The organism is Candidatus Nitrotoga sp. M5 (genome assembly GCF_927904885.1).
Taxonomy (GTDB): domain Bacteria; phylum Pseudomonadota; class Gammaproteobacteria; order Burkholderiales; family Gallionellaceae; genus Nitrotoga.
Genome location: NZ_CAKMNW010000004.1, coordinates 14,795 through 27,382, shown reverse-complemented (window position 1 = coordinate 27,382; position 12,588 = coordinate 14,795). Strand labels below are relative to the sequence as shown.

Below are 12,588 nucleotides of genomic sequence, written 5' to 3'. Positions count from 1 at the left end.
TTAGGGGTGGTCGGAGCTAAGTTTATTCCTCCATAGCCATTTCAAGTTCCAGCCAGCTTTCCTCCAATTCGGCCACTTTTTTTTCACAGGTTGCATGCAGCGCGTTCAGTTTGATGATTGCATCACGGTCAGGATTGACATAGGTAGCAGGATCGGCCAACTGGCGATTTATTTCACCTAGTTCCGCCTGAGCTTTTGAAAGCGCGGCTTCGAGTTTGGATTGTTTCGATTGAAGTGCTTTCCTGTTTGGCTTGGATGCAGGTGACTGGCGCGGTTTTTCTGGTTGAGCTTGAGTCGTTTCGCGCGGGCGGCGTGTTTCGATCCAATTTTTGTAGTCTTCCAGATCGCCATCAAACAGTTTGGCATTACCATCTGCAACCAGCCATAACTCATCAGCTACAGCGCGGATCAGACTGCGATCGTGGGACACCAATACCACTGCCCCAGTGTATTCTTCGAGCGCCAGGGTGAGGGCGTCACGCATGTCCAGATCAAGATGGTTGGTGGGTTCATCGAGCAACAATAAATGTGGCTTTTGCCAGGCGAGCAGTGCCAGCGCCAAACGGCTTTTTTCGCCACCAGAAAAGCTCGCCACTGGGCGATCTTCGCTGTCTCCAGCCAGACCGAAACGGCCGAGAAAAGTACGCAGTACCTGTGTCGTTACTTTGGGTGCCAGCTTTTCCATGTGCTCCAAAGGCGTTGCCTCGCTATCCAGGTTTTCCAGTTGATGCTGCGCGAAATAACCGATACGGATGTCGGCCGTGATTTCCAGCGTACCTGAGGTGGGCTGAAGCTCACCCACCAGCAATTTAATCAGGGTAGATTTGCCGGCACCGTTCGGCCCGAGCAGGGCGATACGCGCACCTGCTCGCAGCACCAAATCAACATTATGAAATAGCGCTTTGTCACCATAGCTAAATCCCATTTTATCGGCACGCAGTAATAAGTCAGGGCTACGTTCCGGCGCCTCGATTTCCAGCGCGAAATGGCCGTCTGTAATATGGACTGGGGCTATGCGCGTCAGCCGCTCCAGCGCTTTAACACGACTCTGTGCCTGCTTCGCCTTAGTTGCCTTGGCACTAAAACGACGAACAAAATCTTCCAAGTGCGCGATTTTTTCCTGCTGCTGGTGAAAAGCTTGATTTTGCTGGGCTATGCGCTCGGCGCGGGCGCGCTCGAAATCGTCGTAGTCTCCGCTGTAGCAATCAATAATTTGGTCATGAACATGGGCGATACGGTTGACGCAAGCATTGAGAAATTCGCGATCATGCGAAACCAGAATAAGGCTGCCGGGGTAGCGTGCAAGGTATTGTTCAAGCCAGAGGATCGCCTCCAAGTCGAGGTGATTGGTGGGTTCATCCAGCAACAGCAAATCGGCTCTATGCATGAGTGCGCGGGCTAGATTCAAACGCATGCGCCACCCGCCGGAAAAGCTGCTTACTGGGCGCTCCAGAGTGTCGTTGGCAAAACCTAATCCATTCAGCAGTTGAGCGGCACGGGCTTTGGCCACGTAACCATTAATTGCTTCGTAGCGCTGCTGAGCTTCAAACCAGTCCGAATCATGCTGCTCTCGCGCCAGACTTTTTTCAAGCGTACGCAGCTCCACGTCACCGTCGAGCACGAACTCCAACGCGGGCTGATCTGAGTTGGCGATTTCCTGTTCGACAAAAGCGATTGTCTTACCAGATTGCAACGAGATTTCGCCGCTGTCCGGCATAATTACGCCACGAATCAGTCGAAATAGTGTGGATTTACCACAGCCATTCTTGCCTACCAGCCCGATACGTTGGCTGGCGTAAGCCTGAAAATTTACTTGCTGTAATAACGTAGTGCCGCCTTGCAGGTAAGTCAGATTTTGAATGTTTAGCATGGTGTAATGATAACAGACGTGTCACGTCAAAATAATAGAGCAAAAGCTGGGTTAATTTGTCCGATTGTAGCTGTTCGTCAATGGTAGCGGTGAGTCATAGGTTGGCGCAGAATTGTAAATTTAACTGAGCACTCATGACAAAGTCTGGCTAAAGATATTGAGCAGTATATTAGCTTGCTTACGGACGTAACTTAAATTCCCATCGCCTCCATCATCCAAATAATGTCACCCTTGTGGTGGCAGATTATTTGGTGTTGCCATTTGCTGAAATTGTCCCTGACCACTTTCAGTGCCTGGACGGCACGCCTCTCCTCGAGTATCACACCTCTCCTCGTGTATCATGTTTGCCTCCACGTATATTTCGGAGTGATACCATAAATGACACCATAAAACGCCATCTGTTCCTCGTCGCCGTTGTCTGCCTGATCTTAGGTGCCTTGGCATGGGTTGTGGTGCAGAAAATGCGAGGGCCGGTCTTGGTTGGTTACGAAGTGGCAGCGCGGCCGTTGGTGCAGACAGTCGTAGCGACCGGCCGAGTGGTGGCCGTTTCGCGGGCGCAGGTCGGCAGTCCGGTGACCGGCGTGATTGTCGAGCGGCGTGTGCAGGAGGGCGACGTGGTTCAGCCTGGCGACGTGCTGGCGGTGCTGCGTGCCGATGACCTCGAGGCGGCCGTGCGCGAAGCAGAGGTTGCCTTGGCCCAGTTACAACAGTCGACGCGTCCACAGGCGCAGGCCGCATTGCGCGAGGCGGAGGCGAGCCTGGCCCAAGCCAGCCGCGAAGCCCAGCGTAGTCGGGCCCTGTTTCAGCGGCAAGCGGTCGCCCGGGAAACGATGGAACGGGTGATACAGGCCGAGACAATTGCCCGCACCGCCGCCGAGCAGGCGCGGCTGACCGCCCGTTCGCTAGTGGCAGGCAACCCAAACGAGGCCTTGGCGCGCGCCCGAGTGGCCAGCGCCAAGGCGCTGTTGGCCAAAACAACGATCCGCGCTGAAATCGCCGGAACCGTGCTCACCCGCAATGTCGAGCCAGGCGACCTGGTGCAGCCCGGCCGCGTCCTGTTCGAAATCGCCCGCAACGACGACACCGAAGTGCTGGTACCACTAGATGAAAAAAACCTCGAAGTGCTCGCGCTCGGCCAGGCGGCTATGTGCATCGCCGATGCCTATCCTGCGCGGCCATTCCCGGCAAAGGTCAGCTTTATTGCGCCCAGCGTCGATCCACAGCGCGGCACGGTGGACATACGCCTCACCGTGAAGCCGGTGCCTGATTTTTTGCGCCAGGACATGACCATCTCAGTGAATGTGGAAACGGGCCGCCGAGACAGTGCCATCGTAGTGCCTAACGATGCGCTGGGTGCCAAGAACGGCAACCACGCGGAGCTGTGGCTGGTCTCCGATGGCCGCGCCACGCGGCGCCAAGTGCAGTTGGGCCTGCGTGGCCTGATCCAAACCGAAGTCACGGCCGGTTTGCGGGTCGGCGACTGGATCTTGGCGGATGCGCAGGCCGTGGTGGCCCAAGGCGATCGGGTGCGCGTGGTGTCCAGCAGCCTGTCTGTCGGTGCTGCGAAGACTGCCACGCGCAAGGAATTGCCCGCCAAGCTGGACTGATGCCGATGTGGATCGAGTGGACCATCGCCACCAAGTTCCTGCATGAAGGCAAGGTGCAGAGTACGCTGATCCTGGTCGGCATCGCCGTGGGCGTCGCGGTAATCGTATTCCTCACTGCGCTGATCACCGGACTGCAGAGCAACATCATTAATCGCACCCTGGGTACCCAGGCCCACATCAAGGTTCAACCTACAGAAGAGCGCAACCGCATCCTGCCTCCCGCCACGGGAAGTGTGCAGCTGGTGCTGGAGGACAAGCGCGCCCAGCGCCTGCGCTCGATCAATAACTGGCAGCAGGTGCGCGACGTGCTCGATACGCTGCCGCGGGTCACAGCTGTGTCGCCGGTAATCTCGGGGCCGGCGTTCGCACGCCGCGGCGAGGCACTGCAGTCGGTGGTGCTGGTCGGCATCGACGCGCCGCGCTACCTGCGCATCATCCCGATCCAGAACGACATCGTCGCCGGCGTGTTCCGCATCGCTGCTGGCGACGCCGTAATCGGCAAGCAGCTGGCCACCGACCTTGGCCTGCGCGCGGGCGACAAGCTACGGCTGGACGGCGGCCAGCAACGGGAGAGCGTGGTGAACGTGGCCGGGATTTTCGAGCTGGGGGTGCGCGAACTGGACGCGCGCTACGTGTACCTGGAGATGAAGCAAGTACAGTCGCTGCTCAACCTGCCCGGTGCAGCGACGATCATTGATGTGACGGTGGATGACATTTTTGACGCGCAGACAGTGGCCACGCGCATCACCCGCCTCACAGGACTGAAGGCAGAAAGCTGGATGGAAACCAACGCCCAACTGATGAACGCCTTGCGCTCACAAAGCCTTTCCACGCAGATGATCAGCGCGTTTGTAGCATTGAGCGTGGCGCTTGGCATCGCCAGCGTACTGTCGGTGAGCGTAGTTCAGCGCACGCGCGAGATCGGCATCCTCCGCGCAATGGGCACCACACGACAACAGATGTTAAGAGTGTTTTTGGTCCAGGGGGCACTGTTCGGACTGGCCGGTTCGCTACTGGGTGGCCTGGCGGGTTATGGCCTGGTGGGCGCGTTCAATACTTTCGGGCCAAAACTGTTCTACATCCCGGTGAGTCCGTGGCTGCTGGTGGCTGCTGCTGGATTGGCAATGGTGACCGGCATTATTTCGGCAGCCGTGCCTGCACGACGCGCCGCTTCCCTTGACCCAGTGGAGGCGATCCGCCATGTCTGAACACGACGCCAGCCAAGAGGTACTGCGCCTGCAGGGTCTTCGAAAAAGCTACAACGTCGGCAAGCCGACCGAAGTTGAAGTGCTGCACGGGCTGGATCTGCGCCTGCAACGCCGCGACTTCACCGCGCTCGTGGGCGCCTCGGGCTCGGGCAAGAGCACGCTGCTCAACTTAATCGGCCTGCTGGACAGACCCACAGCGGGCGAGCTGTTTCTGCTCGCCGAGCCCACCCGGAGTATGGATGACGCCCGGCGCACGGCGGTGCGTGGCAGTGCGATTGGCTTCGTGTTCCAGTTCCACCATCTGATCCAGGCCTTCACCACGCTGGAGAACGTGCTGATGCCACTCATGGTGGCCACCGGCAAACCCATGCGCGAACAGATCGACCGTGGCCGCAGCCTGCTTGCCCAGGTCGGCCTGGATGGGCTCGAGCAACGCAAGCCCGACCAGCTTTCTGGTGGTCAGCAGCAGCGCGTGGCCGTGGCCCGTGCCCTTGTCACCCACCCGGCGCTGCTGCTGGCCGACGAACCCACCGGCAACCTCGATAGCAAATCCGCTACCGAAGTGTTTCAACTGTTCCGCAACTTCAACCGCGAGTTCGGCTGCGCCGTGCTGCTAGTCACCCACGACTCGCGCATGTCCGATCAATGCGACCGCACGATCACGCTCGTGGACGGCAACATCGAAAGCGATGAGGCACGTGGTTAATCCCGGATAATCCATTAGAAAATTTAACCAGCATCCCCCTTTGCAAAAGGGGGACTGAGGGGGATTTTTGTGTCCCCGCAACGCTCAAATCCCCCCTAGCCCCCCTTTTGCAAAGGGGGGAATGCGTCGTCATCGCACGAATCAGGTCTAATGGATTATCTGGGTTAATGCAAACAGCAGGCGGGATTGATACAATCCTTGGCACCAGGAGCAGAACTCCGCACCTTTTCGCAGAAGTTCGCAGCGGTTCTAAATGGGTAAGTACGAAAGACCAGATATGAAGCCTGCTTTCAATGTTGGGCGCTATTGATGCTGCCGTGATCGAATATGCGGGGTGAAAAAAGCTTTCCTGCAAACTTGCGGCCTTAACAACGTTGTTATTTCTTCGCTACAAATTACGTTGCTACGCCTGCTGCAAACTGCTGCAGGCGTTGACCCTCAGCATGCGCCTCGGCTACCAATTGGTTCCAGTCGTCAGGGGGATGGCCGCTTTCCAGCATCTTGCGGAAAACCCGGTAGGCGTCGTCGCTACTCTCATAGGCGCGCTTGGTTTCCTCGTCGTTGATCCAGACGAACACGATTATCTTGCTCGGCGCGTGGAAACGGAAGAACAGCCGGTACTGCTGAAGAAATTTGGCCCGGAACCAGTGCTTGTGCTCATCGCCGAGAGTGTTGCCTTGTCGGTATTCCGGCCGCGTCGGATCCTGCGGGATAACGTCGAACGCCAACTTGGTGATCGCCGCCAGTCGTTTGCTGACGTTTTTCTTCACGTACATCACAGGGTCTTTTTGCTTGGAAACCTCGACCTGCCGGGTCAAAGCTTCAAGTTGTACCAAGAACAGGGGGTGAGCGAAAACCGTCCAGCCGTTGATGATCAAGGGCGCGGGTTTGCCTGCATTCATTCATCGTCTGCCAAAAGTGGAGCGTCAAGATCAACCTCGATACGATCGACCAGCGACTGGATATGCTGCACAAAACTAGCATCGACGACCTGCAGGCGTTCCGGATGGCTGGCGATATCGCGGGCTAAAAAGCTCAAAAACTGGCCAAGCACCGGGTCATTTCCTTCGGAAACTTCGGCGCGTGTCAGCACGACTTCGCCGCTGGACCGGATCGTGTAGTGAATCTTGTCGCGCTTGCCTAGCTGGAGGGCGCGCCGCACAGTTTCTGGTACCGTAGTCTGATAGCGGTCGGTAAGCGTAGATTCGACTTCGAGGGTGGCAGGCATGGACTCTCCTATCAAAAATGTTGGCGCCTTGCATGGTAAGGAGATTGCATTATCATGTCAATGCAAGTGCATTACCTTTAGTTGTCGCTGTCCAGCTCCATCAATTCAGATGGCGATCAGTTATCCACATCTAACACTGGACAAACGATGCCTGATTTCGGTTCGGAAGACAGTAAAGACGGATATCTACATTAGCCCAGGCTATGCTTGCTGACAGTATCAATTGATACCTGAAGGCGAATGACACTGCTAATGGTAAGAAGATGTGCGTGCATCGAGCTGTTAATGTCCGCAGTGAGTCGGGAACAGCACGTCGCTATTGAAAGCTGATTCCTATTAATCAGATGTACACAATACCTCCAATAAATTTTACTATCGATAATCAGTTTTATCGTTAGTCAGCTTTCGGCCTTTGCTGTCGGTGACAGTTAGATCTGGGAACGACCGGTATGGAATGGTTACCAGCCATAGGCGATGGAATCATTCAGAACGGCTGCTTTCTCGATACGCGACTGCGTACTATCGACACAAAGCGGACTGTGGCGGTTCGCTAAAATGGCTGACGTTTGAGTCTACTTGAATAACTGCTCCGAATTTGGAAATGGCACCTATGTGTTATAGCCACTAAAGACAGACTGCTTTATTCGCGGTAATACCGGTAGAATTTGCCTAGCCAGCAACCCTTGAGTCGACTCGATTGAGCAAAAAACAAGTAAAACCAAAATTATCACACGGCCAATCTTTATCCGAAGCGATTACGTCATTTCGGAGAACAATGTATGCCAACCGCAATCTCAGGGTCGGGCTTAGTCAAGCTCGCTCCCAAGCTTATATTGACTATCTTCCAAGAATTGTTAAGTCACTGAGGGATCCTAACTGTATCAGGGCTTTTGCAGGAAATCCATTTCCCAAAAAATTTTCTCAATTTCCTTTGAGAAATAGGTTGGAAAGTACTAGCAGAGAAAAGGAATTTATTTGGAGTGGTTCAATACTTTCGCTATTTGTTCCAGAACTTGCACGCTTTGTGCAATATCGCTCAAACTTTTGCAGCGCTTTTATTGGAGGTGACCTTGTAAAAGCTGATGAGATTTTGTATTCCATAGAGGTTGAACTTGGAGTCTCTATTTGGCTAATTGAAAACCGGCTTCGTCTTCTTCAGTTAACCTCAGGCCTTTCCGCACAGAAAACATATTTAGAAAGTATTCTTTCTACTAAGGGACTAAATACTTTCGCCGCGCACATGGCATATTACTTCAGCGTGCGAAGCGAAGAAAATGTTTCTCTTGCATCATTGGAGTCAGAGCTTGCTGGATTGATAGACGAGCCTGTACTTGGAGACTATGCGCGGTACCATGTCATCCCATATCACCCTAATAAGCTTCGTGATATCGCTAACCCAATCTTGGTGGAGGAAAGTCAAACAATAATAGACCGATTTGAAACTCACGTTGCGATGGCTCAATTAGGTATCGCACGTTATGGGGTTGATGACAGTAGTTACATTCTCTCTTCTCTCGAATTGATTCGAGACGTGAATGATGATCGCATTAAAAATATTCTATGGTTTACTACAAGGGATTCGTTAGACGACTATCGAGATGGCAGCGCTATCAAATTTTTTGATGCTTATACCGAGGGAAGGTACGAAGAGGCCCTAAGCTCGCTCCCCGATTTATTCGAACTCAATGCGCGGTCAACATTGCAAATGGATCGTAGCTCTGTTAATTGGGAAGAACTTTCCCTCGCTTCACGAATTACCTCTGCCATGCGCGATATTCTTTTTGTATCTGCAGATTATCAGAAGGCAACACTATTTCTTAAAAAAATGGCCTTATTCTGTGCCCACCACGATGTTGCCAATCATATTGTGGCATTCATTGAACGAACGCATGAGCATGTTTTAGTCAAGTCATATACAGAACTAGATCGTCTCGGCGCAGTGTGTGGCAGACCTGACAATCCTTGGATTTGCGCCATATTCGCGGATATCACTGCTAACGATAAATTGCTAGATAAATTAATTGGGACCCACATAAATTCATCCTCGATTCGTTTGCAGCAAATATTTACTCTGGATGAAGTTGAAGGGAATATGCAGATCGCAAATCTTCCAGTGCCAGATCATCGGCGATCAATGTATTTCGGGCATTTTGCTTTTAAGCATGGTCGATATTCGCAAGCCAATAAATACTACCAAGAAGCCGCAGAATCGGACAATCAATACATCTCAAATAGAGCTAAAGCCTACTTATTTAAATCCATGTTTGCCGAGGGGGCGCTGAGGGATTGCTTGAGCCATGTCGTCATACATTGCCTTTCAAATCCAAATGCATTCCGACTTTACCCCCTTGATGAATTAGCAGAGGCTGCACTAAAGGTGCCAGAACTTCTAGATGAGTTCTCCCTGGCCGTTCTTTTGCACATTGCCTCACGTTATGGGCAACCGAGGTGGGAAAGGGATCTGTCGGATGTGTACGAAAATGCGATGTTGAAGGTTAATGTCCTTAAGCCATCAGAGCTGACATCAGAAAACACCTCACTCAATTTGGAACAACTAGTTTTTTTCTTGCGATTTGTCTGCGTGCCAAGAATTCTTGATGATATAACCAGTTTCGACACTCTTTTTGAAGTTGAAGAGGAGCGTATTGCCATATGCCAACTCCTCATCGATATTGATCCTGAGAATTCAACAATATATTCATCCGAGATTCGTTCGATTACTCGCGACGCCAACGTTGCTCAACTCCTACAGCAAGTAGAAGCAAGTAAGATTTACGTCGATGAAGAAGGCGTCCGCAAAAAAGTTGAAGAGACATTGCGTGATTCGTTTGCGCGATACCAAAAGCTTCTTAAGTCCCCAGATCTCGACAATCGGGCCGAAAAAATATCAAAAATACTCGGGACTCTTTTTTCAAGTTCAGAGATATTAAAACCCCTTAGGTTACCAGCCACTGAACGTGAAGGGCTTTTTTCAATGATGCTTCATGACTTCGTTAGCCAATTCGCGCTAAACCCAGCGTTTGGATTAGACACGCACTTGAGTACTGCTATTCGACATGGTGAAATTGAAGGGCATATAAGAAATCCATTTGCTACTTATGATTTACTTTGTTCACATGACGACAAGGCTAGCAAAACGAGTAATGAATACATTTTACCAGGTCGTTGGAACGAGTGTTTTTGCGAACTTCAGCCAAATGAATTGCAGCATGTCAAAAAGCAAATGGGGCGATTTACCTCAAAAGTTGAAGAGGTCATAGATTACTACCGTAAAGAACTACTTCATGTGCGCACTGAGGACACCTTTTTGAAAGGAGCATTCAATTTCTATGCTTCGCATGATTCAAAAATAAAATTGATGGAGGGGGTAACTGTAAATACAACTTACGATGAGTTTGTTGGACTCCTGATGGCTCATTGCTGGGGAGTGACGGACAGCTCAATGGAAATGATAAAACTTGAATTAAGTAAATCTAAACTCCAAGTTAATCAGGCTATCGATACGCTAATATCATCAATTGAAACACAAATTGCAAAGGAAAAAGTAAGTGCATTATCAGATGCGGCAGTGAGAGCGAAAACAGAGTTTCAGGTTGCTGTCGATGGCATATGCGGATGGTTTAAGCGACCTACTGACGTTCGGCGGGATCCATTTGAATTTGAGATAGCTGTTGGTGTCGCGCAGCAGCAGATTAGAAACTGTTATGTAGCAAGCAACTTTTCCCCGCGACAACAAATTAATGTACACAATAAGATTCTTGGTGAATTGCTGGATGGCACAGTTGAAATACTTTATTTATTGTTTCAGAACACTATTCGCCATAGCGGCTTTGGAGATATTCCATCTGGCGTTACCATCAATGCATGTTTGGATAACAAAACTCTGGAGATAATTGTAAAAAATGACTTGGCAAAATCTGTAAATTTGGATGAGCACAGGAAGGCAGCAAGTGACTGGATGAGCCGCCACAGGGAAGATACTGCCTTGAAAATGGCTCGCAAAGAGGGGGGGTCTGGTCTTTCGAAAGTGTGGCGAATATTGCATTTTGACCTCAAGATGAGTCATTCGTTAAAGCTAATGGTAAATGATGACTACACATTTTGCGCGCAGCTAATAATATGGGACATTGGAGTTCTAGAATGATCGTCTACATTGTAGAAGATGACCGACTCAAAGCAGGCCGTTTAATCTCCTTCCTCGCCGAGCGATATCCCGACTTTACAAGTAAAGTTCTGGGTAGCTTTAAAAGCGGCCTTCAAGCAGTAGTATCGGCTCCCCCTGAGATGCTCATTCTTGATATGACGATTCCGACTTATGATCGGGGAAGCAACAAGAGAGAAGGCCGACTCCGTCCGCTTGGGGGCTATGATCTATTGAGAAAACTCAAGCTCCATAATGTTTCCACTCGGGTGATAGTAGTTACACAGCTTGAAACGTTTGGTGAGGGTGAGGAGGAGATAAGTTTCTCAGAAATAAATGCTCGTTGTGAGAGGGAGTTCTCAAAGATGTTTATTGGAAGCGTTTATTTTCGACAAAGCGAGGCTACTTGGCAGGAGGAACTCACCAAATTGATTCAGATGGCACAATCCAGTAACGGTGATCAACAATGATAAAAATCTTATTAGTGGAGGACGAACTAGAGAAGAAAAGGCTGCTTGTTGCAGCTGCCCTCGAAGTGCCACTGCTAAAAATTGATGACATAGTCATAGTGGCAGATGCGCATGCGGCAAAGCAAGCCATCAAGACTCATAAGTTTGATTTACTAATCCTTGATATCAATATTCCACGTCGCGCAGATCAGCGGACGGAAGTGGGAGGCGGTCTTGATGTGCTTACTTATATTCGTGTCAATGTGATTGCGAATAAGCCGTCATACATCGTTGGTATGACCGCCCATGATGACGGGTATGAGATGGCTGCAGCCGATTTTGCGTCACCTCTTTGGAAGCTGGTCAAATTCTCACATACCGATCAGCACTGGAAGGAACCGCTCAAGCAGGCAATTTCCTATCTGATTGGTCAAAACGCACCTCCCTATGTTACTGATGGGCTTAGCTACCACACTGACCTCGGAATTATTGTTGCGCTCGAAGACGTAGAACTAGAAAGTATACGAAATCTAAACGTTGACTGGAAAGATGTTGAAGTGCCCCATGATGACTCGCGCTACTTGAGGGGAAGCTTCAAATCTGGAGATGTTGTTCTAGACATGGTTGCAGTTGCAGCCCCCAAAATGGGTATGCCAGCCTCTGCAGTGGTTGCCAACAAGCTCATTAATACATTTCGACCGCGGTATCTGGCGATGACGGGGATATGTGCTGGAGTGCGCGGAAAAACAAATATAGGCGACATTCTCGTTGCGGATCCATGTTTCGACTGGGGAAGTGGAAAATGGGAGCAGATGCCAGATGAGCAGGGACTTAAATTTCGCCCAGCTCCTTATCAATGGCGTCTTGACGAATTTCTCAGAATCGGAGTCAAGGCGGTGGCCGAAATAGCTGGCCTGACAAAAAATATCTACGAATCGTTTGATGGGAACAAACCAGAAAATATACCTAAAGTAATGGTGGAAGCAATGGCCAGCGGCGGTTCGGTTTTGCAGGCGACGCAACTTATGGATGACGTTAAAGAATCACATAAGAACTTGATAGGCGTTGAGATGGAATCCTATGCGGTTTTCACAGCAGCACACTATTGCACTGCCCCCCGTCCAAAATGTATCTCCATAAAATCAGTTTGCGATTTTGGAGATGACAAAAAGAATGATATTTTTCATAAATATGCGGCACATACCAGTGCTCGCTTTCTTTTTGATTTCGCTGTCTCAAAATTGGCACGAGCAGAATAATTGGGCTGTACTTCACTTGCCTTCATAGGTGTTGCGGAACGCCTTTCTAGAAAATAGAAGGACAGCATTGATTAAAAGTGACGATTCTAAAAAGTTGGAAGCAGACATTCCCGCTGGTTG

Annotated in this window: 9 protein-coding genes; 6 read left to right on the top strand and 3 right to left on the bottom strand. The window is 50.8% G+C overall.

Features of this window, described 5'->3' with window-relative positions; translation table 11 throughout:
* Window positions 1-22: 22 nt before the first annotated feature.
* Window positions 23-1,870, bottom strand: a complete 1,848-nt coding sequence (locus MJ770_RS01220; RefSeq protein WP_239249616.1) for an ABC-F family ATP-binding cassette domain-containing protein — start codon at window positions 1,868-1,870, stop codon at window positions 23-25.
* Between the two features lie 476 nt (window positions 1,871-2,346).
* On the opposite strand from MJ770_RS01220, the gene MJ770_RS01215 reads away from it, so the two are divergent.
* From MJ770_RS01215 to MJ770_RS01205, 3 genes are read left to right on the top strand one after another with little or no spacing between them, the layout of a single operon-like run.
* Complete coding sequence (locus MJ770_RS01215; protein ID WP_239249614.1) at window positions 2,347-3,477, top strand: efflux RND transporter periplasmic adaptor subunit; 1,131 nt, start codon at window positions 2,347-2,349, stop codon at window positions 3,475-3,477.
* Between the two features lie 5 nt (window positions 3,478-3,482).
* Entirely contained in the window at window positions 3,483-4,685 is a 1,203-nt protein-coding gene (locus MJ770_RS01210) for an ABC transporter permease (RefSeq protein ID WP_239249612.1), read from the top strand.
* Window positions 4,678-5,391, top strand: a complete 714-nt coding sequence (locus MJ770_RS01205) for an ABC transporter ATP-binding protein (protein WP_239249610.1) — start codon at window positions 4,678-4,680, stop codon at window positions 5,389-5,391. Before MJ770_RS01210 ends, MJ770_RS01205 begins: the two co-directional genes overlap by 8 nt.
* Window positions 5,392-5,786: 395 nt before the next feature.
* On the opposite strand, the gene MJ770_RS01200 is transcribed toward MJ770_RS01205, so the two are convergent.
* Both MJ770_RS01200 and MJ770_RS01195 read right to left on the bottom strand, forming a co-directional pair.
* Window positions 5,787-6,293, bottom strand: a complete 507-nt coding sequence (locus MJ770_RS01200) for a type II toxin-antitoxin system YhaV family toxin (RefSeq protein WP_239249608.1) — start codon at window positions 6,291-6,293, stop codon at window positions 5,787-5,789.
* Window positions 6,290-6,619 (bottom strand): type II toxin-antitoxin system PrlF family antitoxin, encoded by a 330-nt coding sequence (locus MJ770_RS01195; protein WP_239249606.1) that lies wholly within the window; start codon window positions 6,617-6,619, stop codon window positions 6,290-6,292. The genes MJ770_RS01200 and MJ770_RS01195 overlap by 4 nt, the downstream gene beginning before the upstream one ends.
* A 697-nt stretch (window positions 6,620-7,316) precedes the next feature.
* Here MJ770_RS01195 and MJ770_RS01190 point away from each other — a divergent pair.
* The 3 genes from MJ770_RS01190 to MJ770_RS01180 are packed head-to-tail and all read left to right on the top strand — an operon-like array spanning window position 7,317 to window position 12,468.
* Window positions 7,317-10,763, top strand: coding sequence for a hypothetical protein (locus MJ770_RS01190; protein ID WP_239249604.1), 3,447 nt, complete (start codon window positions 7,317-7,319; stop codon window positions 10,761-10,763).
* Window positions 10,760-11,230: a response regulator gene (locus MJ770_RS01185; RefSeq protein WP_239249602.1), complete on the top strand. Its 471-nt coding sequence runs from the start codon at window positions 10,760-10,762 to the stop codon at window positions 11,228-11,230. Before MJ770_RS01190 ends, MJ770_RS01185 begins: the two co-directional genes overlap by 4 nt.
* Window positions 11,227-12,468 (top strand): phosphorylase family protein, encoded by a 1,242-nt coding sequence (locus tag MJ770_RS01180; protein WP_239249600.1) that lies wholly within the window; start codon window positions 11,227-11,229, stop codon window positions 12,466-12,468. The genes MJ770_RS01185 and MJ770_RS01180 overlap by 4 nt, the downstream gene beginning before the upstream one ends.
* Window positions 12,469-12,588 lie beyond the last annotated feature (120 nt).

Excerpts from the sequence above, each read along its gene's own strand:
- MJ770_RS01220 (WP_239249616.1), bottom strand. The coding sequence starts at position 1,870 with ATGCTAAACATTCAAAATCTGACTTACCTGCAAGGCGGCACTACGTTA.
- MJ770_RS01210 (WP_239249612.1), top strand. The coding sequence starts at position 3,483 with ATGTGGATCGAGTGGACCATCGCCACCAAGTTCCTGCATGAAGGCAAG.
- MJ770_RS01205 (WP_239249610.1), top strand. The coding sequence starts at position 4,678 with ATGTCTGAACACGACGCCAGCCAAGAGGTACTGCGCCTGCAGGGTCTT.
- MJ770_RS01200 (WP_239249608.1), bottom strand. The coding sequence starts at position 6,293 with ATGAATGCAGGCAAACCCGCGCCCTTGATCATCAACGGCTGGACGGTT.
- MJ770_RS01195 (WP_239249606.1), bottom strand. The coding sequence starts at position 6,619 with ATGCCTGCCACCCTCGAAGTCGAATCTACGCTTACCGACCGCTATCAG.
- MJ770_RS01185 (WP_239249602.1), top strand. The coding sequence starts at position 10,760 with ATGATCGTCTACATTGTAGAAGATGACCGACTCAAAGCAGGCCGTTTA.
- MJ770_RS01180 (WP_239249600.1), top strand. The coding sequence starts at position 11,227 with ATGATAAAAATCTTATTAGTGGAGGACGAACTAGAGAAGAAAAGGCTG.